Source organism: Pseudoclavibacter endophyticus (assembly GCF_008831085.1).
In the GTDB taxonomy this organism is placed as follows: Bacteria; Actinomycetota; Actinomycetes; order Actinomycetales; family Microbacteriaceae; genus Pseudoclavibacter; species Pseudoclavibacter endophyticus.
The window spans coordinates 76,424-97,454 of record NZ_WBJY01000004.1 but is presented as its reverse complement, the minus strand read 5'-3'; the positions used below and the strand labels follow the sequence as shown (position 1 = coordinate 97,454).

The 21,031-nt window shown below is 69.9% G+C and carries 17 protein-coding genes and 2 tRNA genes; 8 read left to right on the top strand and 11 right to left on the bottom strand.

Annotated features, from left to right (window positions below):
• Positions 1-100 precede the first annotated feature (100 nt).
• The 5 genes from F8O04_RS13410 to F8O04_RS13390 form a co-directional block, all read right to left on the bottom strand.
• A complete protein-coding gene (locus F8O04_RS13410) occupies positions 101-829 on the bottom strand; it encodes a sirohydrochlorin chelatase (RefSeq protein ID WP_158029903.1) in 729 nt (242 codons plus the stop codon).
• Positions 830-948: 119 nt separating this feature from the next.
• Positions 949-2,379, bottom strand: a complete 1,431-nt coding sequence (tig, locus tag F8O04_RS13405; protein WP_158029902.1) for a trigger factor — start codon at positions 2,377-2,379, stop codon at positions 949-951.
• Positions 2,380-2,602: 223 nt separating this feature from the next.
• Positions 2,603-3,106 carry a DUF4190 domain-containing protein gene (locus tag F8O04_RS13400; RefSeq protein ID WP_158029901.1) on the bottom strand — a complete coding sequence of 168 codons (504 nt, stop codon included), beginning with the start codon at positions 3,104-3,106 and terminating at the stop codon, positions 2,603-2,605.
• A gap of 143 nt (positions 3,107-3,249) precedes the next feature.
• A tRNA-Gly gene (locus F8O04_RS13395) sits at positions 3,250-3,323 on the bottom strand.
• Between the two features lie 62 nt (positions 3,324-3,385).
• A complete protein-coding gene (locus tag F8O04_RS13390; RefSeq protein ID WP_158029900.1) occupies positions 3,386-3,904 on the bottom strand; it encodes a DUF4870 domain-containing protein in 519 nt (172 codons plus the stop codon).
• Positions 3,905-3,984: 80 nt separating this feature from the next.
• On the opposite strand from F8O04_RS13390, the gene F8O04_RS13385 reads away from it, so the two are divergent.
• The 3 genes from F8O04_RS13385 (at position 3,985) to F8O04_RS13375 (ending at position 10,032) form a co-directional block, all read left to right on the top strand.
• Positions 3,985-4,061 (top strand) — tRNA-Pro (locus F8O04_RS13385).
• Between the two features lie 132 nt (positions 4,062-4,193).
• Positions 4,194-4,451: a DUF6458 family protein gene (locus tag F8O04_RS13380; protein WP_158029899.1), complete on the top strand. Its 258-nt coding sequence runs from the start codon at positions 4,194-4,196 to the stop codon at positions 4,449-4,451.
• Positions 4,452-4,833: 382 nt separating this feature from the next.
• Positions 4,834-10,032: an SCO7613 C-terminal domain-containing membrane protein gene (locus F8O04_RS13375; RefSeq protein ID WP_158029898.1), complete on the top strand. Its 5,199-nt coding sequence runs from the start codon at positions 4,834-4,836 to the stop codon at positions 10,030-10,032.
• Between the two features lie 49 nt (positions 10,033-10,081).
• Here the strand turns inward: F8O04_RS13375 and F8O04_RS13370 are convergent, their stop codons facing one another.
• Genes F8O04_RS13370 through F8O04_RS13360 form a run of 3 tightly spaced genes read right to left on the bottom strand, consistent with a single transcriptional unit; the run spans position 10,082 to position 12,248 of the window.
• Positions 10,082-11,044, bottom strand: a complete 963-nt coding sequence (locus F8O04_RS13370) for an Fpg/Nei family DNA glycosylase (RefSeq protein WP_158029897.1) — start codon at positions 11,042-11,044, stop codon at positions 10,082-10,084.
• Positions 11,045-11,046: 2 nt separating this feature from the next.
• Entirely contained in the window at positions 11,047-11,637 is a 591-nt protein-coding gene (locus F8O04_RS13365) for a ribose-5-phosphate isomerase (RefSeq protein WP_158029896.1), read from the bottom strand.
• Positions 11,637-12,248 (bottom strand): DsbA family protein, encoded by a 612-nt coding sequence (locus F8O04_RS13360; RefSeq protein ID WP_158029895.1) that lies wholly within the window; start codon positions 12,246-12,248, stop codon positions 11,637-11,639. Before F8O04_RS13360 ends, F8O04_RS13365 begins: the two co-directional genes overlap by 1 nt.
• 365 nt (positions 12,249-12,613) lie before the next feature.
• Between F8O04_RS13360 and F8O04_RS13355 the strand changes: the two genes are divergently transcribed.
• From F8O04_RS13355 to F8O04_RS13340, 4 genes are all read left to right on the top strand, one after another.
• A complete protein-coding gene (locus tag F8O04_RS13355; RefSeq protein ID WP_158029894.1) occupies positions 12,614-13,006 on the top strand; it encodes a hypothetical protein in 393 nt (130 codons plus the stop codon).
• Positions 13,007-13,218: 212 nt separating this feature from the next.
• Entirely contained in the window at positions 13,219-15,780 is a 2,562-nt protein-coding gene (gene pepN / locus F8O04_RS13350) for an aminopeptidase N (protein ID WP_158029893.1), read from the top strand.
• A gap of 106 nt (positions 15,781-15,886) precedes the next feature.
• Positions 15,887-16,858 (top strand): mechanosensitive ion channel family protein, encoded by a 972-nt coding sequence (locus tag F8O04_RS13345; protein ID WP_158029892.1) that lies wholly within the window; start codon positions 15,887-15,889, stop codon positions 16,856-16,858.
• Positions 16,855-17,313, top strand: coding sequence for a globin (locus tag F8O04_RS13340; RefSeq protein ID WP_158029891.1), 459 nt, complete (start codon positions 16,855-16,857; stop codon positions 17,311-17,313). The genes F8O04_RS13345 and F8O04_RS13340 overlap by 4 nt, the downstream gene beginning before the upstream one ends.
• Here the strand turns inward: F8O04_RS13340 and gdhA are convergent.
• Both gdhA and F8O04_RS13330 read right to left on the bottom strand, forming a co-directional pair.
• Positions 17,310-18,662 (bottom strand): NADP-specific glutamate dehydrogenase, encoded by a 1,353-nt coding sequence (gene gdhA, locus F8O04_RS13335; RefSeq protein ID WP_158029890.1) that lies wholly within the window; start codon positions 18,660-18,662, stop codon positions 17,310-17,312. The genes F8O04_RS13340 and gdhA overlap by 4 nt on opposite strands.
• A 132-nt stretch (positions 18,663-18,794) precedes the next feature.
• Positions 18,795-19,499: a hypothetical protein gene (locus F8O04_RS13330; RefSeq protein ID WP_158029889.1), complete on the bottom strand. Its 705-nt coding sequence runs from the start codon at positions 19,497-19,499 to the stop codon at positions 18,795-18,797.
• 124 nt (positions 19,500-19,623) lie between these two features.
• Here F8O04_RS13330 and F8O04_RS13325 point away from each other — a divergent pair, with 124 nt between their 5' ends.
• On the top strand, positions 19,624-20,487 hold the full coding sequence (locus tag F8O04_RS13325; RefSeq protein ID WP_225735112.1) for an acyl-CoA thioesterase: 864 nt from the start codon (positions 19,624-19,626) through the stop codon (positions 20,485-20,487).
• Positions 20,488-20,543: 56 nt separating this feature from the next.
• On the opposite strand, the gene F8O04_RS13320 is transcribed toward F8O04_RS13325, so the two are convergent.
• Positions 20,544-21,029 carry an acyl-CoA thioesterase gene (locus F8O04_RS13320; RefSeq protein WP_158029887.1) on the bottom strand — a complete coding sequence of 162 codons (486 nt, stop codon included), beginning with the start codon at positions 21,027-21,029 and terminating at the stop codon, positions 20,544-20,546.
• Positions 21,030-21,031 lie beyond the last annotated feature (2 nt).

The window sequence follows — 21,031 nt, the reverse complement described above, 5'->3', positions numbered from 1 at the left end:
GGATGGGCGACCACGGGGCATCCCCGGCCGTCAAGATCGGTAAGGCGGCGTCGCACGAGGTTGCGGAGTGTCGTCCCGCGTCGTCCGGCGACGCCGCGGGTCACCGAAGGTCGCGGGGCGTAATAACACCGGCCAGGGTCGACCACGCTGCCTCGAACCGATCGATCACGAGGTCGACGAGGCCGAAGGCGGGCGCGTCGTCGCCCAGCAACGGCGCCGCGACCGGCGCACCGCCCGCGAGCCGCACGGTGAGATCGTGGAAGTAGCCGGGCGCGAGCAGGTACGTCGAGACGATGACCCGCCGGCCGTCGCGCGAGGCGCGCTCGATCGCCTCGTCGAGCCGCGGCTCGGCGGCCGAGAGGAAGCCGACCGTCACGTTGCGCCCGAGCCGGTGGGACAGCATGGCCGCCATGGCGCGACAGTCCTCGTTGGCGCGCTCGTCGCTCGAACCGGCGACCGCCAGCACCACCTCGTCGTCCTCGTCGCGAAATCCGGCCTGGTCAAGCCGCGCGTCGAGCACTTCCGCGAGACGACCATCCGGCCCCATCGAGTCGGCGAGCACGACATCGGCGCGGGGTCGAGTCTCGCGCTCCAGGTCGACGTGCACGTGGTAGCCGGCCGAGAGCAGGGCCGGCACGACCACGACGGGGCTGTGCGAAAGGAACGCGAGCGAGCGCTCCACGTCCGGCTGTTGCACGTCGACGTGCGCGAGTTGGACGGTGAATCCCGGCAGGCGCTCGGCGACCGCCGCGACCAGCCCGGCGACGGCTCGCTGGCCGGTGGGTGACGCGGTCCCGTGCGAGACGAGCAGGAGCGATGGCAAAGTCATGCCCGCATTCTGCCCGTCGAACGCGGCGCGCGGGGGCGCACCGAAACGCAACGACGTGAGGGCGGGCCCCGGTCGGAGCCCGCCCTCACCGCCCGCGTGGTGCGGGCCGGTCGTCGGCCTTACTTGTCGTCGGCCTCCGCCGTCGCGTCGTCGGCCGCCTCGTCGCTGTCGGCCTCCGCTGCATCGCTCTCGTCCTCGGCGCCGACGAGTTCGTCGGTCGGAACGGCCTCGGCGGCGGCATCGGCCGCCGCCTTCTCCTCGGCACGGCGGATGGCGACGGTGAACTCCGACACGTCAACCGGGTCGCCGTTCTCGTCGACGACCTCGGCCTTGTCGAGAACGAACAGCAGTGCCTTCGAGCGGGCGACCTCGCCGACCATGCCCATGAACTGCCCGTTCTCCTGCAGCATGTTGACGAACTCCTGCGGTTGCATGCCGTACTGCGACGCAGACTGGATCATGAACTGGGTGAGCTCGTCCTGCTCGACCTGGATGTTTGCTTCCTTGATGATGGCGTCGAGCAGCACCTGCTGCCGGAACGACTTCTCGGTCTCGGCGCGCACCTCTTCGGCGTGCGGGTCGTCAACGTCCTTGCCCTCCGCCTGCAGGTGCCGCGCGACCTCGTCCTCGACGACCTGCTGAGGAACGGCGATGTCGACCCGCTCGAGCAGTGCCGGCACGATCTGCTCGCGAGCCTGGTCGACCTGCTCGAACGTCTTCTTCGAGGCGGCCGTTGTCCGCAAGTCGTCGCGCAGCTCCTCGACCGTGTCGAACTCCGACGCCATCTGGGCGAAGTCATCGTCGAGCTCGGGAAGTTCTCGCACCTTGACGGCCTCGACCGTCACGGTGATCTCGGCGTCTTCGCCCTCGCGCTCGCCGCCGAGCAGCGTCGAGCTGAACGTCGTCGTCTCACCGGCCGTGAGCGTGAGCAGCGCTTCGTCGGTTCCCTCGAGCAGCTGCCCCGAACCGAGCTCGTACGAGATGCCCTTGGCCTCGTCGACCTGCTCGCCGTCGACGGCGGCGACGAGGTCGAGCGTCACGAAGTCGCCGTCCTCGATCGGCCGGTCGACGGTGACGAGGGTGCCGAACCGCTTGCGCAGCTCCTGGATCTCGGCGTCGACGTCCTCGTCGGTCACTTCGGCCGCGTCGACCTTGAGTTTGAGCCCGCGATAGTCCGGAAGCTCGAACTCGGGGCGCACGTCGACCTCGACGTCGATCACAAGGTCGCCCTCGATCTCGCGGCCGGCCGGGGTCGGCGTCGACGAGACGTCCGCCTGGGGACGCCCGAGGGGTTGGATGCCCGACTCGGTGACGGCCTGGTTATAGAACGTGTCGAGGCCGTCGGAGACGGCCTGCTCGATGACCGCCTCCTTGCCGACGCGCTGGTCGATGATGGCGGCCGGCACCTTGCCGCGGCGGAAGCCGGGCACCTGGATCTGGCTCGAGATCGTCTTGTACGCGCCATCGAGGTAGGGCTGCAGCTCTGCGGGCTCGACGGCGATCGTCAGCTTGACGTGCGTCGGGTTGATCTGTTCGACCGAAGTCTTCACGTTGGGGTTTCTCCTGAGGTTCGGTGCACTGCGCGGTGGTCGCAGCGCGGAGGCGTGACACCGCCGGCGATCGCCGCAGACGCGGGGAGATGAGCGCGAGACGATTGATCACTCGCCACCTGGGTGCACAAACGCCGTCAAGAATACGGGTTCACCCTGGCACCACCCAATCCGGCCGCGAAACCGCGTCCGGACGGGGTAGGAGCTCAGACCCTCTGTGCCCTCAGAAGATGAACCAGCCGAACCCCCACGTGCGCAGGATTCCGGCACCGGCCAGCACGAGGCCGGCAACGGCCATGTTCTTCCCCGGGACGTCGAGGCCCTCGCGGAGCAGGTCCCCATGCCGGACGAGCGCGACGATCGCGCACGTTCCCGCTGCGATGCTGAAACCGGCGAGGGGATTGAAGAACACGCAGACGATGCCGAGCACGAGCGCCCACGTCGCGAGGTTCTGCACGCTGGCGGGGCTGTAGCGGGGAGTGACCCGGGGACCGCCCGGCATGGATGCTCCCGCACCGCCGTACGTCGCGGCACTCGCAGACGGCGCGGCGTCTGGCTGTGTGCCAGCACCGTGTGCGTGCGACTGCGTGTACCGCCACGCGCGCTCTTGCTCGGGCGTCGGGCTCGGCGGCCACTGGCCGGCCGGTTGCGGCAGGTGCGCGGCCGGCGTGCCGGCCGTGGATCCCGCGATCCGCGCTGCCGCGTCGTTCGATTCGATGGTGTTCATGGGAGCCTCGCTTTCTCGGTGGTTCAACCGTAGAAAGCGGAGGCTGCCGCGACATTGCAGCTATCCACCGAGTTTTCCCCGTGCTGGCCGGGCGACAGCGATGGGCCCGTGCCGGGCACACGGCCCGTCACGGGCCCGTGACGTGGAGGGGATGACGGGAATCGAACCCGCGTAGCCAGTTTGGAAGACTGGGGCTCTACCATTGAGCTACATCCCCGCGAACCCGGCGAGTCTATCGCATACCGCCCTCGCGGATCGAGCCGCGTCGCGCGGCACAGCTCACGCAGGCCGGCCGGGTTCCTGTTGATTCGTTCCCCGAACGAACGGGATGGCGACCGGCACCCGCAGCACGTCACCCCGGCCGGCACGGACCGCGCCAACGATGCCGACGATCAGCGTCGTGATGCCGGTGACCGGCACGACGAGCAGGAAGGCGACATACAGCACGACACCGGGGTGGTCGCCCGGGACCGACTGCGAGAGGTCCCAGCCCTGCGACGTGAACATGGTCAGAAACGCGCACACGATCGCGAGCACCATGATGGCGTTCGCGGTGATCGCCCAGTTCAGCGCGTGCCGCGCGTTCTCACGGGCCGGCCCGTTCGACCGCCGGTGCTTGAGCCACGATGCCACCGCCCCCGCCAACCATGCGATGTTCCCGATGACGGGTACCGGAACGTACCACCACAGGAACTGCAGCCACGCGCCGACTCCCGTCTGCGGCGGGACCGCCGGAGCAGGGGCGGGGTATGCCCATCCCGGGTTCTGTGCGTTCGGACCAGGAGCGTACGACGTCATGCGATTGATGGTAGCCACCGGCCCGCACCACCGCGGCAGTGTTGCCGCTAGACTCCATTTCGTCGCGCGTTCACGCGTGACGGGGTGTGGCTCAGCTTGGTAGAGCGCCCGCTTTGGGAGCGGGATGTCGCAGGTTCAAATCCTGTCACCCCGACCATGTGATGCCTCAGGACAACGGAACGTCCCGGCCTGTCACCCCGGCGAGAATCCATCAGCCTCGCGCTCGACCGTCATCACGATGGGCTACCGTGCCCGAACACAGGTCTCACGCGGCGAAACAAGGAGCATCATGAGCATCGGGTCAGGCATCACCCTCTTCGTCATCGGCGCCATCCTCGCCTTCGCGGTCCACGTGGAGGTGGACTGGATCGATCTGCAGTTCGTCGGTTACCTCCTCATGGGCGCCGGCGCCCTCGTCTTCCTCCTCGGCATCATCCTCCTCGTTCGTCGCCGACGGGTGAATACGGTGACGCGACACGAGGTCGATCCTGCGACCGGCCGCGACGTCACCCGACGGACGACGAGCTCGAACGACAGCGAGATCTGACGCGGAGGCGCTCGGCGACGGCCGGGCGCCCTCCCTATTTGCGCCGCCTCCGTGAACGCGGGCATCCGCACGCGCTGCGGCCGATGGCCGGCCGCCGCCTGTGGAAAGACGGGCATCGGTCGACGTATCCACAGGTCGTCGAGCGGGCGACGCGAGGCCGTGCGGGCTTGACTAGCCTTGCGACGTTCTCGACGACAGGATGCTCATGCCCGCTTCGAACGCGCACGTTTCGAACTCGCCCGTCCGGCCGCCGGCCCCGATGCGATTCCCGGCGTCGCTCAGCGAATTGACCGACCCCCATCGCTGCCCGCGCTGCTTCAGCACCCTCGACTCGGCGTCGGCCTGCGGCTCATGTCGGTTCCCGGTCGCCGACGCCCGCGCCGTGACCGTGCACCAGCTCTCGGCGACGGCGGCCCGAGCGCTCGCCGACCGCGGCGCCCTCATCAACCGCATCGTCGACGACGCCCGAGCGGCCGCCACCCGGCCGGCGGGCGTGCGCACACCGTTCGCCGGCCCGTCGCCCGTTCCGCAGACGTCACCCGTTCCCCAGACACGGCCAGCTTCCCAGACGCCGACCGCTCCTCCGACGCAAAACGCTCACCCGCCGTCGCCACCCGCTCCCCCGGCGTCGCCGTCCGCTTTCCCGGCGTCGCCACCCGCTTTCTCGCCAGTCGGTGAGCAGGCCGAGCCTCCTCAACGGCGCGGCCGCGGACTGCAGGTGTTGCTGCTCGTCCTCGGCGTGGGCCTGCTGGCCATCGCCGCGGGGTTCTTCCTCGTATACGCATGGTTCACCTTCGATCTCGTCTGGCGCGCCCTCTCGACCGTCGCGATCACGCTCGTCGCCGTCGTGGGCGCCTCGTGGCTCCGGCGCGCGCAGTTACGAGCCGCCGCCGAGGGCGTCGCAGCCCTCGCCGCATCACTCATCGTGCTCGACGCCTGGGCGGCTTCGGCGCTGGGGTTGTTCGGGCTCGATCGCGTCGACCAGGCGCTCTACTGGGGCTGTGCCCTGATCGTTCTCACGCTCGTGTTCGAGACGTGGGCGCGACTCACGGCGTTACGCTTCCCCGCCATCGCCGCGTCGATCGCCATCGCTCCCGGCGTCGGCCTCCTCGCCGCCGGAGTCGCAGGCGTGGCGGGCGAGGGCGCGACCCGTTTCGCGATCGGCGCCGTCGGCGCCGCGATCGGCGCGCTCGCCCATCTGGCCTGGCGACGGCGCCCCCGGTCGCACGACGCCGCAGCGGCATCTCGGCGCGGCATCCTGCCCTTCGCAGCCGTGCTCCGCCACGCCTCGTCCATGGACCGCACGACCGAGATCACGATCGTCGCGATCGTCGGACTGCTCTCGAGTGCCGCGAGCCTCATCGCGCTGATGCTCCCGTTCGCAAGCCCGAGCCTCGACTCGGTCCGCCCATGGGCGTTCGTCGCGCTCGCCGCCGCGACAACGGGCCAGGCGTGTCTGCTGCCGACGCACGCGCGCCCCCGATGGCTCGCAGCCCTCGCCGTGCCGTTCGCTCCCATTGCGGTGATCTCACTGCTCGCCACTCCGATCGCCCTCAGCGCCGCGGGCGCGGTCGGGCAGGTGTGGGCTGCGCTGGCGGCGGCGATCGCGCTCGCTCTTCCCGCCTTCATCGATCTGCTTCGCGCCCGGCTGGCCGGCCTCGGGAACATCCCCGTCTCTCGGGCCTGCACAGCCGCGCTCATCACCGCGCTCGTCGGCGCCGGAGCCGTCGTCGCCGCGTCGCTGCTCATCAATCGCCCGCTGGCCTCCGCACTGCTGGCGCGCGCGTCGGGCGCCCTCGCCGACGATCCCGCAGCCGCCGTCCTCGAAGCACCCTGGACCGCGGAGGGTGACGGGCTGGCCATCGGCCTCGTGGCGGGGCTCGTCGCTGCGGGAGCACTCGCATGGCGCCCCGCACAGCGCCGCCGGCGCGTCGCCCCGTACTGGACCGCCGCCGCAATCGCCGGCCTCACCTACGTGTCGTGGCAGGCGCGATCGCCCGTTCTCGTGCAGGCATCGCTGATCCTTTGCTTGGCCGTCCTCCTCGTCGCCCTCATCGCGACACTCCGTGCCCGCGGCGCCGCCGCGCCCCACGCATCCGGTCGCGACCCGCTGCGCCTCGTGCTGTGGGCCGGTGCCGGCGTCGTCGCCTGGCACCTGGTCTCGATCGGCGCCGTGCACGCCCATCACCAGCTCGTCTCGGCCATTGCGGTCGTGTCGGCCCTCTTCGCTGCGAGGTTCGCCGTCACCCCACGGGTACCGGGCGGCACGTCTTACGCGCGAGTCGCGCTCACCGCCGGCGCTGCGCTCACCGCGCTGGCCGCCGCGGTCACCGCCCCACGGCTGTGGGCCGTCGATGCAGGCGTCGAGCTCCCACTGGGATCGACCCTCGCCGTCGTCATCTCCGGCGCCGCATTCAGCGCCGCGGCCGGGCTCCTGCCGCACCGCGCCCTTGCGGGGGTCGAACGCGTCGCGATCGTCGTGGCCGCCACGTTCCCCGGGGCGCTCGCGGCCGCCATCGGCACACTGCGGGTTGCGGCCTGGCACGACGGCTCGAGCGACGGGCCGCTCCCCCAGCAGGTGTCAGCGCTCGTGGTGACCGCGCTGCTCGCGGCCGCGGTCGTCGCCGGCTCCGTGACGCAACTGCGTGCGGTCACGGACCGCGCTCCCGCCGGGACGCCCCGCCTGACGGCGGGTGCATGGATGCTCCCCGTCCTCGCCATCGTGGTCTGGGCTCCCGTCGCCAACGCCGTCATCGCGGTCGGCGCGGCGCTCGGCGGCGGCTTCCATGACACCGGGGCGCGGCTCTCAGCGGTTGTCGTGACACTTGCGATCGTCGCGCTCGCATCAGCGGGGGTCTCCCTCGGCGTCCGTCGTGCGGGCGGCGCCGCGGCGACTCTTTGGCGCCTCGATGCGCCCGCCCTGGGGCTGATGTCGATCGCGGTGGTGACGCTTGCGGGACGGAGCCTGTGGCGATTCGACGGCTCGCTTGCGGTCGGCCTCGCCCTCGCGGCGGGCACGGTGGTCCTGGTCGCCGCGAACGGGAACGGTCTCGTGGGCGCACCGGGTCGGCGCAAGCACGCCGGCTGGCCGGCCGTCCCACTTGCCTGTGCGGCGTGGCTCGCGTTCGTCGGCACGTGGCCGGGCACGCCCACGGTCGAAATCTGGTGGCTGCCCGTCGGCGGCATCCTCGTCGCAACGGGACTCACGGTGTGGTGGTTCGGCCGCACCCTGCGCGGAACGCGCCGTGCAGTCGTAGGGCCGCTCCTCATCGCCGCCGGAGCGCTCGCCGGCGGGATCCCCATCGCGGCCGTCGGGGCCGAAGGCGCCTCGCCCATGCGAGCGGCCGCCCTCGGCGCCGTCGCCGCCGCCGCAATCCTTCTGCTCACCGCACCGCGCCTTTCTCCCTTCATCGCGGAGGTCGCGGCCCCCGTGACGGGCGCGCTCGCCGGCATCATCACCGCGAGCGCCGCACTCCGCGTCATCGCGAGCGCGCCCGAGACCGATGGCGAGCTCCATGCAGCGATCTGGCTGACTCCCATGCTCCTCGTCCTCGCCATCGCCGCGACGTTCGCCGCTCGCAGCGGGCTCATGCAGGCGGCGCGGTCGTGGCATCCGGCGCCGGCGATCTCCCTCGTTTTCGCCGCATCGGTGGCGATCGGCTCGACGTTGCTCACGACCCGCACGATCGGCCCCGCCGGCGCCGCCGCGGCCCTCGCGCTGGTCGCGGTAATCGGCAGCTCGTTACCGCCCCTCATCGCGTTGCGGCCCGCCCTCGCCGCCGTCGTCCCCTTCGCGACGGGAGCCGCGCTACCGCTCGCATTCGCGTCCGCGTTCGGCGACCCGCCACCATCGCTCGGCCTGCTCGTGACCGCGACGCTGGTCCTCACGGTCGCCAACGCCGCCGTGGGAATCCGGCTCCGGCATGAGCACCCGGCACTGTCCGCGCCGGTGTACGCGATGCTTCCGGTCGCGCTGTTCGCCGTTCTCGTCAGCACCCTGCAATTCGAGACGCTGGCGCCGCTCGCCCGCGCGTTCCCGTCCGCTGCCGTCGCCGGGGCCGTCGCGCTCACGGCCGCCGTGGCCGTCGCCGTGGTCGATCTGATGCGTAGCGACGGCAAGGCTCGGAGCTGGCGGCTGCCGCGCTTGGCCGTCGACGCGGGCGCCGTCACGACGGTCGTCACGGGCTTCGCCGTCGCCGGCGCCTTCGCCGCAAGATTCGACGCCCTGAACTGGGCCTTCCTCGGGGCTGTGTTCGTCGCCGCGAGCGCGACTCCGAAGCACATCCGAGGAGCCGAACGCATCGCCCGACGCGTCGCCCGATGGGTGGGCACGCCGATCGTCGCAATCGCGGCCGGTGCCGCGGTGCGCGACCTCTGGCCGGCGGCGCCCTCCTCGCTCGTCGTCGTCGTGACCGGCGCGTCGGTACTGAGCATCGGCGTGGGCGTCGCGCTCCTCGCGCACCGCTCCGCGGTACCGGCCGCCACGTCGACACCGGCGACGAACGCGGTGCGGCCCCGCGCGTCCGTCGAAGGGCTCGTCGAGATCGGGGCCGGCGCCCTGGTCGGGCTCGTCGGCAGCGTGCTCGTCGACGCCTTCGCCCCGTCTGGGCTGGTGACGCACCTCGTCGTCGCGGTCGTCGCCGCACTCTCCCTCACGATCTGGGCCTCCGGCATCCTGCCGAGGAATCTCGCCGCGTACGGCGTCTGCCTCGCCGCTCCCGCAGGCCTGGCGCTCGCGCTCCTCCCCGTGGTGCGATCCGCCGCGTCCGCGACGGCCAACACGACCACCATCAGCGCTCTGGCACCGGAGCTCTCGGGGGCTCCCGTGCTCGTCGCCCTCGTCGGCACCGCCTGGCTCGCGACCCTCCGGACGTCCAGCGACGGCGCGCCGGCAGACCGTCTGCGATCGTGGCTCGCGCGCGCGCTCACCGTCGCGGCCGTCACGTCGGTCACCCTTTCGTGCGTGATCGCGATCGACGGCACGCAGTGGTGGCGCGGCACGGCATGGATCTGCGTGCTCGCCGTCATCGCCCTGACGGCGCACACCCTCGACCGCGCGCCGTTCGACCGCTCGGCGCTGATCGCGAGTGCCGTCGGCGTCGGCCTCGTGACTATCGCCTCACTCGCGACCGACGGGAACCGACACGTCGAACAGCTCACCGTGCCGCTCGGCATCGCCGCCGTCGTCTTCGGTGCGATCGTGCTGGCGCGCCGGCAGAGGTCGAGCAGCTGGGCCATGATCGCACCCGGCGTTGCCGTGCTCATCCTGCCCAGCTTCTTCGCGCAGTTCACCGATGATGCACCCCTGTGGCGCATCGTCGGCGTGGGCCTCGCGGCGCTGGCGGCGCTCGTGTGGGGGTTGACTGGGCGGCTCCAGGCGCCGTTCCTGCTCGGCCTCGTTCTCACGATCGCGCAGGCGATCACGGCGTTCTGGATCGCCCTCGACAGCGCGAACCGCGACGTCCCGTGGTGGATCTGGCTGGCCGTCGCCGGCGTTGTGCTCCTGGCCCTCGCGATCCGGTTCGAAGCCAGCCTTCGCGACGCACGGAAGTCAGCAGCGACGATCAGAGCGATGCGCTAGCGGCGGCGTCGGGGGCGCCGGCCCCGACCGCCGGCACGCCGATCGCCGCCTAGTGCTGACAGCCGGGGCACCAGTACAGCTTGCGGGCCTGCATCTCCTCGAGTGCGACGGTCGTGCCGCAAACGCGGCAGGGCAGTCCGGCGCGTCCGTAGACCCAGTGCCGGTCATCCCGGTTGCGCAGCGCGTCCGCCTTGCGCTTGCCGCGGAGCCCGTCGATCGTCATCATCTGCCCGACCTCGACACCGATCTTCAGCAGCTTCGCCCAGTCGCGCCAGAGGCCTCGCGCCGTGTCCTCCGAGAGCGACGATCCGGGCCGGTGCGGGTCGATGCCGGCTCGAAAGAGAATCTCGGCCCGGTAGACGTTGCCGATGCCGGCCACGACCGACTGGTCCATGAGCAGGATGCCGATCGGCGTGCGCTTCCCCGCCACGCGCGACACGAAACGCTCCTCAGCGGCCCGGCCCCGGTCGACGAGCGGATCCGGGCCGAGCTTCGCGAGGTGCCGCTCGACAGCTGCGGCGTCGAGCAGCTCGCACGCCGTCGGCCCGCGCAAGTCAGCACACGTCGCATCGGTCAACAAGCGCAGACGCACCGCGCCGACAGGCTCCGGGGGCCAGGCCGTCAGCTCGGACTCCTGCTCCCCCTCGGCCATTCGAAGGCGGGTACGACGCGGCGCACCGATCGACGACAAGGAGGTCTCGCCCCGCGAGTCCTCGATGCGCACCTGCGGACGCCGCGTCGAGTACTCGCCCGTCTGACCGAGCGTCGTCGAAACGTCGCCCGCGAAATCCCAGGCGCCGTACATGCCGAGGTGCACTCGCAGCCAGGCGTCGCCCTCGAACTCCGCGAACATCTGCTTGCCCACCGCAAAGGTGCGAAGCATCCGCCGCCCATCGATCTCGGCCGCCCCCACGGTGAAGCGGCCCTGCGGCGATGAGGCGCTGACGGTTCTTCCGGCGAAGTTGGCCTCGAACTGGCGCGCGATGCGGTGGACGGAATGTCCCTCGGGCACCCCTACGACTCCGCAGAGAAGCCGACGGGCCGAGACGCCGGCGGGGTGCTCGGCGTCGGCGGCACCTCGCCCGGCTGCAGCAGCACGGGAACCGCGGAACCCGACCGGGGCAGCACGTCCTTATCGGCGATGTCGCCGGTCTGCTCGTACTCGGCGATCTGCGAGATGCGCCGGACATGGCGGTCGTCGCCCGGGAACGGCTCGGCGATGAACGCGTCGATGAAGGCGACGGCCTCGTCGAACGTGTGCTGGCGCGCCCCGATCGAGATCACGTTGGCGTTGTTGTGCTCGCGCGCGAGCGTCGCGGTCGCCAGGTTCCATACGAGCGCGGCCCGAACTCCCGGCACCTTGTTGGCCGCGATCTGCTCGCCGTTCCCGGAGCCGCCGAACACCACACCGAGCGCCTCGACGCCCGCCGCCCAATCGTCGGCGACCGCCTGGGCCGCGTTGATGCAGAACGACGGATAATCATCGAGCGCGTCGTACTCGGCGGGGCCGTGATCGACCACGTCGTGCCCCTGGCCCGCCAGGTGCCGCTGCAGCTGCTGGGAGAAGTCGAGACCGGCGTGATCGGTCGCGACGTGGATGCGCACTAGTCGAACTGCGGACCGCGCGTCCGCGTGCGCTTGAGCTCGAAGAACCCGTCGACGCCGGCCGCCATGACGACCCCATCGAAGAGCCGCAGGGCGTCGTCGCCCTTGGGCGCCGGGGAGATGACCGGCCCGAAGAATGCGACGCCGTTGACGGCGACGACCGGAGTTCCGACGTCTTGGCCGACGCGCTCGATGCCGTCGACGTGGCTCGCCCGGTAGGCGTCATCGAACTCGCCCGCCTTGGCGCGCTCGACGAGGTCCTGCGGGATCTCGAGCTCGGCGACGACCTCGTCGAAGATCGCCGCGTCGGTGGCGCCGCGCCCGTCGAGGTGGATGCGCTGGCCGAGCGCGTCGTAGGCGGCCTTGACCTTGTCCTGCCCGAGCTCATCGCGGATCGCGGTCACGAGCTGGCCGAAGGCGAAGCCGGCTTTGTGGGACGCCCGGTGCGCCTCATCCATGTCGTTGTTCTCGTTGAGAATCGCAAGGCTCATGATGTGCCAGGTGACGTCGATGTCCCGGTGGCGTGCCACCTCGTCGATCCACCGAGACGTCATCCACGCCCAGGGGCATACGGGGTCGAACCAGAAGTCAACAGCGGTCTTGTCAGCCATGCCAGCAGGGTACCGCTCGGCAGCGACAGCTGCCTGGCCCATGACGACGGCTCCGCGACGGTTCACGCTCACGTCGCACCCTCGCGGTCACGCTCGGCGCATCCGCGCGGTCAGCCGGCCGGGCGTCCACCGGTCGTTCGCCAGGGCGACGCACGGACCGTCGCACACGTCCTAGATTCGGAGGCATGAACTTCGCTGCACCACCGCCGGCGCCCGCGGGCGGGCATACTCCCCACCAGGCACCGCCGGCACCCGCGGGCTGGCGCCCTTCGCAGCCGCCACTGGGTCCGCAGGCCCCGCAGGCCACCCATGGACCGCCACCGCCGGCTCAGGTGCCCGCAGCTGCGGCCCAGCACCGACAGGCGGTGGCTCAGCCCGGATACGTCCAGTTCACGGTGCAGGGCAATATCTGGACATCGACGATGATCCCGCCCACCGTCACCTTGAACGGTTACCAGGTGTCGATCGTGAATCACGGCACCGCCCTGATCCCCGTCCAGCCCGGCACCTACGTGATCGAGGCGCAGATCAGGTACCTCTGGAATTTCGGCCACGCCGCGTTGCAGGTCCAGGTGCATCCCGGGCAGACCGTGCCCGTCTTCTACGGACCGCCGTGGATCACCTGGTCGCCTGGTGCGCTCGGCGTCGTGCCGCAGAAGCGCCATGGCCTCGGCTGGTACATCGGGATCCTGTGCGTGCCGTTCGCCGCGATCCTCCTCACGCTCGGCGGTGTGGTCGCGATGCTCTTCACCATCTGACCGTGGGCGCGGGGGGCCGGGAACGCGCCGGACCCGATTCCGAATTCGAGCATCCGAGTGCCATCTCGCGGACGCAGATGCCCCGCGGGCTTCGCGGATTCGGCGCGCCGCGCGCGCGGCTGCGCGGCGGGGAATCGCTGGGCGACTAGGCTTTTCGCAACTGAGGCGTGCTCTACGTACGGCCCAGGACCGAAGTCCGACGAAGGAGTGGCATGCCCGGTGAGAACCTGACCCGCGCCGAAGCGCAGGAGCGCCGTGCGACCGTCAACGTGCATCTGTACGACATCGCGCTCGACCTAACGACGGGTGACGAGGCGTTTCGGTCCACGACGGTGGTCACGTTCGACGCGGTCCCGGGGGCATCGACGTTCATCGACGCGATCACCCGCCAGGTGCACCACGTCGAGCTCAATGGTCGCGTGCTCGACCCCGCCGACGTGAGTGACGGCGTGCGCATCCGCCTCGACGGCCTCGAGGCGCACAACCGCCTCGTCGTGGTCGCCGACGCGGTGTACATGAACACCGGCGAAGGGCTCCACCGCTTCGTCGACCCCGTCGACGGCGAGGTCTACCTCTACACGCAGTTCGAGGTACCGGACTCGCGCCGCGTGTTCGCCGTGTTCGAGCAGCCCGACCTCAAGGCCCAGTTCGTGTTCCACGTGACGGCGCCGAGCCACTGGCAGGTCATCTCGAACCAGCCGAGCCCGCAGCCCGTCCCCGCCACCGAGGCCACCTCGACGTGGCACTTCGCGCCGACACCACGCATCTCCAGCTACATCACGGCGATCGTCGCCGGCCCGTACGTCTCGCAGCACGACTCCCTCGTCTCGATGGACGGCCGCACCATCCCGCTCGGCGTCTACTGCCGCGCGTCAGTCGCCGAGTATCTCGATGCGGAGAACATCTTCACCACCACGAAGCGCGGCTTCGAGTACTACGAGAAGAACTTCAACGGCCCGTACCCCTTCGAGAAGTACGACCAGCTGTTTGTGCCCGAGTTCAACGCCGGGGCGATGGAGAATGCGGGCTGCGTCACGTTCACCGAGACCTACGTGTTCCGGTCGAAAGTGCAAGACGCGGTGCGCGAGCGTCGCGACGTCACCATCCTCCACGAGCTTGCCCACATGTGGTTCGGCGACCTCGTCACGATGCGCTGGTGGAACGACCTGTGGCTGAACGAGTCGTTCGCCGAGTTCATCTCGACGATCGCGTGCGCGGAGGCGACCGGGTGGTCGGAAGCATGGACCACCTTCAACGCGATGGAGAAGAGTTGGGCCTACCGGCAAGACCAGCTGCCGTCGACGCATCCCATCGTGGCGGAGATCCGCGATCTCGACGACGTGCTCGTCAACTTCGACGGCATCACGTACGCCAAGGGCGGCTCGGTGCTCAAGCAGCTGTTCTTCTGGGTCGGGCGCGAGGCCTTCTTCCAGGGCGTCTCGACGTACTTCCGCAAGCACGGATGGGGCAACACCGAGCTGCGTGACCTGCTCGCCGAGCTCGAGATTGCGTCCGGCCGCGATCTGTCGGCGTGGTCGCGGCTCTGGCTCGAGACCGCGGGCGTCAACACGCTGCGGCCTCGGCTCGAGGTCGACGAGCGGGGCGTCATCACCTCGTTCGCCGTCGAACAGACCGCCGTGGAGGAGCATCCGACCCTCCGCCCCCACCGCCTGGCGATCGGCCTCTTCGAGCTCCACGACGGTGGCGAGGGCGAGCAGCGCGTGCTGCGCCGCGCCGACCGGCTCGAGCTCGATGTCGACGGCCCGCTCACCGAGGTTCCCGCGCTCGCAGGGCGCCCGCGTCCGGCCATGATCCTGCTCAACGACGACGACCTCGCCTACGCGAAGATCCGCCTCGACGACGACTCGCTGCGGGTCGCGGTCGATCACCTCGCGTCGATCGAGTCGCCACTCGCCCGCTCCCTCGTCCTCAGCAGCGTGTGGGATTCCACGCGCGACGCCGAGACCCGTCCGCGTGATTTCATCCGCCTCGTGCTGGGCACGATCGGCACGGAAACCGAGTCGACGACACGGCGCACTGTTCTCGGCCAGCTCGCCACCGCATCCAAGTACTACACGGACGCGGAAGACCGGGAGGAGATCCTCGAGGTCGTGACCGACGAATTGTGGGCGCTCGCAGAGGCGGCCGAGCCTGGTTCCGATGCCCAGTTCGCCTTCGTGAAGTCGTTCGCCGGCCTGGCGCACACGACCGCGCATCTCGACGTCATCGACGCACTGTTCACGCAGCAACGCTCGCTCGAGGGACTCGAGATCGACACCGATCTGGGGTGGGAGCTCCTCATCGCGCTCGTCGCCGGGGGCCGCCGGACCCGCGCCGACATCGACGCCCGCCTGGCCGAGGACAACACCGCCGACGGGCAGCGGGCTGCCGCCCACGCAGCGGCGGCCGGCCCCGCGAACGACGACAAAGACGCCGCGTGGCAGCGCGTCATGGTGTCGTCGGATGCTCCGAACTCGATCGTCCGCGCCACAGCCGCGGGCTTCTCGCGGGGCGACGATGCCGTCCTCGAGGCGTTCGTCGACCGCTACTTCGAGGCCATCCGTGGCGTGTGGGACTCCCGCAGTTTCCACATCGCCGAGGAGCTGATCGAAGGCTTCTTCCCCTCGTACCTGCCGACCGAGCAGGTGCTGGCTGCGGCGACCGCGTGGCTCGATGCGAACACCGACGCACCAGACGCGCTCCGGCGCATCGTGATCGAGGGGCGTGCGGCCGTCGAGCGGTCGTTGCGCGCGCAGCAGCGCGACGCCGGCTGAGCGCGCGTCGCCTCCCGACGCGGCGCCGCGGTCGCCGGGAGGTGCACGACGGGCGAACGGGCATTGGGCGGACTGAGGGAAACCGCGCCGTACGCTTGTGCCCGATATGCTTCCCCAGATCACCTTCTTCGAACTCGTCGACACGTTCCAGGTCCCGCTGTGGATCCTCGCCTATATCCTCGGCGGCCTCCTGCTGCGCTGGGGCCTGCAGTTCCTGATCCGCAGGTTCGTCAACCAGGTCGTCAGCGGCGTCAAGAAGCGCAAGGGCGCCGACGACACGCAAGAGCTCATGGTCAAGTCGCCGCTGGCGGCGGTGCGGACGGTGCAGCGCACGCGCACGATCGGCTCGGTGCTGTCGAATGTGGTCACGGTCACCATCGTCGTCGTCGTCGTGATGCTGTGCATCGGCAGGGCGGCGCCGAACGTGCTGGCCTCCCTCTCGCTGCTGTCTGCCGCCGTCGGTGCGGGCCTCGGTTTCGGAGCGCAGAAGATCGTCGGCGACGTGCTCAACGGCCTGTTCATGGTCATGGAGGACCAACTCGGGGTGGGCGACGAGGTCGACATGGGCGAGGCGGTCGGCATCGTGGAGAAGGTGGGGGTGCGTGTTACGCAGGTGCGTGACGTCAACGGCACCCTCTGGTTCGTGCGCAACGGCGAGGTCGTGCGCGTCGGCAGCAATTCGCAGGGGTGGAACCGAGCGATCATCGATCTCGCGGTCCCGTACCTCGTCGATCGCAGGCTCGTCGAAGAAACCATGCTCGGCGCGGCGATGGGCCTGTACCAGGATCCGGCGTGGGGCGTGAAGTTCTTCGAGGCACCGCAGATCTGGGGGCTCGAGACCATCTCGGCCGAGGCCGTCGTCGTGCGTCTCGTCGCGAAGACGAAGGCGGGCACCCGATGGGAGGTCCAGCGCGAACTGCGGGCGCGCATCCAGGAGGCCTTCAAGCGCAACGGCATCGCGCTGCCGCCGCTCAACACGATCGTGTTCGACGGGGTCAACGGAATAGCGAACCGGGTCCAACGGTTCAACCCTCAGAATCCGGCCGCAACCGATCCCGGCAGCGAGGAGCGCGCATGAAATCGTCGGTTCAGCTCGGCGGCAACCCCGAGGCGCTCCCGACGTTTTTCGACGAGGTGGGCGGACAGGCCACATTCGATCGGCTGACGAGCGCGTTCTACGAGCGCGTGCGGCGCGACGAGGTGTTGTGGCCCATGTATCCGCAGGACGACCTCGACGGCGCGATCTGGCGGCTCTCCCACTTCCTGGCGCAGTACTTCGAGGGCCCGAGCACCTACTCCCAGGAGCGCGGGCATCCGCGGCTCCGCATGCGTCACCACGCGTTCCGGGTGAACCCGGATGCTCGCGACCGGTGGCTGCGGCACATGACGGATGCGCTCAACGAGCTGTGCGCCGCGCCCGACTCGCGCATCTCGCCCATGCACCGGCTCACGATGCTCGAGTACTTCGACCGAGCGGCGCACGCGATGGTCAACACATTCGATGCGTCGCCGCAGCCACCGGAACGCGCCTAGATGACGCCCTGCGCGAGCATCGCCTCGACGACCTTCGAGAAGCCCGCGATGTTGGCGCCGAGCACGTAGTCGTCTGGCCTGTCGTATTCGCTGGCGGTCTCGCGGCAGCGGGCATGGATGTCGACCATGATCGTCCGAAGCCGCTCCTCGGTGTATTCGAACGACCACGAGTCGCGTGAGGCGTTCTGCTGCATCTCGAGCGCACTTGTCGCCACACCACCAGCGTTCGCCGCCTTGCCCGGCCCGAAGAGCGTGCCCTCGGCCCGCTGCAGCACGTTGATGGCCGCCGAGGTGCACGGCATGTTCGCGCCCTCGGCCACCACCCTCACCCCGTGCTTGACGAGCGTGATCGCCGCATCCTCGTCGAGTTCGTTCTGCGTCGCGCACGGCAGCGCGACGTCCGCCGGCACCTCCCAGACGGCATTGCGCCCCGACCGGAACTCAGCCGCGCCGCCTTTTCGTTCGGCGTACTCGCTGATACGGCCGCGCTCGACCTCCTTCAGCTGCTTGAGCAGCTCGAGGTCGATGCCATCGGGGTCGTACACGGCACCGGAGGAATCGGAGGCGGTGACGACGCGCGCACCGAGCTGATGCGCCTTCTCGATCGCGTACAGCGCCACGTTGCCCGAACCCGACACCACGACGGTCTTGCCATCCATCGACTCGCCCTGCGTGCGGAGCATCTCCTCGGCGAAGTAGACGGTGCCGTAGCCCGTCGCCTCGGTGCGGACGAGCGACCCGCCCCATGACATTCCCTTGCCGGTCAGCACCCCAGCTTCGAAGCGGTTCGTGAGGCGCTTGTACTGGCCGAAGAGGTACCCGATCTCTCGCCTGCCGACGCCGATGTCGCCCGCGGGCACGTCGGTGTGCTCGCCGATGTGACGGAAGAGCTCGGTCATGAACGACTGGCAGAACGCCATGACCTCGCGCTGGCTCTTGCCGCGCGGATCGAAGTCGCTGCCGCCCTTCCCGCCGCCGATGGGCATGCCCGTCAACGCGTTCTTGAAGATCTGCTCGAAGCCGAGGAACTTGATGATGCCGAGATTGACCGACGGGTGGAACCGCAGGCCGCCCTTGTACGGACCGAGCGCCGAGTTGAACTCGACGCGGAAGCCCCGGTTGACCTGCACGTTGCCGCTGTCATCGATCCACGGCACGCGAAAGATGATTTGTCGTTCCGGCTCGGCGATGCGTCGCACGATCGCCAGATCGAGATGTTCCGGGTGGCGCACCAGTACGGGATCGAGGGTGTCGAGGACCTCGCCGACGGCCTGATGGAACTCGGGCTCGCCCGGGTTGCGGTCGGAGATGAGGGCTTTCAGGTCGTCAATCGACCGGGGTGTCGTCATTTGGCATCCTTTCGTGTGCGAATCACGCACGCCACGAGCGTAGGGGACGGGGCCATGCCATGCCGACCGGGACGGCGCAGCCGGGCCGCGCCGGGAGGGCCCCGCCGGGCGGGCGTCTCCGCGGCCGGCGGTTCAGGCGGTGGCAAGTCGCGCCTTCGTGAGCACGTGACCCGCGGTGGTCGACACGCGAAGCCAGACACCCGATCGGCTCAGCACGGCGGGGGCATCGGTAATGAACCCGAGCGCGTGCGCCGCGAACGCGGCGCCGGCGACGAGTCCGTGGCCGGACGCTCCCGGCACGTCGAGCGGCGCGGTCCACACCTCGGTCCTGGCCCGCTCGACGAGCAGCGTGCCGAGGTTGCCCGGGACGGCGCGGGCGACGTCGGCGATGCCTCGATCGGCCGCCGCGGCGAGTTCGGCGCCGGCGATCGCGCCCAGCCGCTCCCATTGGCCGCGGGGCGGCGACACCGCGGCCCAGGACTCGAGGGGGCGCTCGACGGGGAGGGGCAGTTCGAGCCGGTGCTGCTCCCGATCGCTCGCGAGCCGGTCGAGCATGCCGCGCAGGGGCACGGCGGCGTCGAAGCTGCCGTCCCGCAGATCGACCGGCTCAGGTGATTCGATGACGGCGCCGATTGCGCGCATGCCAAGCACGATCGGCGAATCGTCGAGGATCGTCTGGGGTCGCAGCACCGGCACCCAGACCGCGACAGCGTCGCCTCCCGCGCCCGTCACCGCCTGGAGGCGCACGGCACCGCCCTCGATGCGGGCGGCGCGGCCCAGATAGGTCGCAAGGTCGTCTCGCGCGCGGTCGTTGGGGAGTCTCAGTACGGCAGTCATCGTCTCCTAAACTAGCCAGATGTCGCAGCGACCATCACCCACGTCGCCCATCGGTTCTTCCGCGAGCTGGAACCTCAACGGATACCAGGCGTCCAATCCGCCGACCGATGCAGAGCTCGAGTCGATGCCGCCCCTGCAGGCGTTCCTCTCGACCCTGAACCTCAGTGACACCGGGGCCCGCACGACGCTCGACATCTTCACGGGTCCGAGTCAGTGGATGCCGCACGGGCGCGTCTTCGGCGGTCAGGTCGTCGCGCAGTCGATCATGGCCGCGATGCGCACGATCGACGACGATCGGCCGATCCATTCGATGCACGGCTACTTCTTGCGCCCGGGCGACATCCATCAGCCGATCACGTTCTCGGTCGACCGCACGCACGACGGCAACTCCTTCACGACGCGCTCGGTGCGCGCGTACCAGGGCGGGAAGACGATCTTCTCGATGATCGGCTCGTTTCAGATCGAGGAGCCCGGCCTCGAGCATGCGGCCACGATGCCGGCGGGCGTGCCCGAACCCGAGTCGCTTCCGAGCGAGGCGGAGCACGTCGAAGCGGCCGGCGAGGCACTCGCCAATTACTGGGTGCACCGCCGCCCCTTCGCCATACGGCACGTCGGGCATCCCATCTACCTCACGCCGGACGACGAACGTTCGCCGTCGCAGGCCGTGTGGGTCAAGACCGTCGGCGAGATGCCCGACGATCCTTCGCTGCACGCGGCGGCACTCGCGTACGTGAGCGACTACGTGCTGCTCGAACCGATGTTGCGCATGCACGGTCTGTCATGGATCGACCCGCGCCTTCGCGTCGCGAGCCTCGACCACGCGATGTGGTGGCACCGGTTCGCGCGGGTCGACGAATGGCTGCTGTACGTCGCCGAGGCGACCAATGCGCAGAGCGGGCGCGGACTTTCGTTTGGCCGCTTCTTCACGCGTGACGGACGGCACATCGCGAGCGTCGCACAGGAGGGCATGATGCGGCTCAAGCAGTAGTCGCAGCGTATGTCCGAGGGCCCGGAGCCCCTCCGGGTGCAGGGCATCGGGCTCCCCTACCGTGTGCCCCTGAACTTCGCCGGTTCCTCGACGTAGGGGGCCCAGGCATGCCGCTCGGCGTCGCTGATGCGGCGAGGGCGCTGCGACGCCGTGTCGATGAACACGATCGTGGATGCCGCCACCACGTACTTCGTGCGTCCCTCGGTGTGGTCCGGTCCCGCCTCGAGCGGCGGGCTCCACACCTCGTAGCCCACCTCGCAGCTGGCAGCGCCAAGCCTCCCCACCCACAGGTGGATGTCGATCGGCTGCGCCTGGTAAGGAATCGCCGCGAGGTATTCGATCTCGTGGCGCGCGATGAGCGTTTGCGTCGACGCCCCCTGGTGGCCTTCGATGACGGCGAGCGGGCTCGCCTCGCCGTCATCGCTGGTCCAGAAGGTTCGCACGCGTGCTTCTTCGAGCAGTGAGAGCACACGCGAATTGTTGACGTGGTTGTACGCGTCGAGATCGCTCCAGCGCAGCCGGATCGGCACGTGATACCGCATAC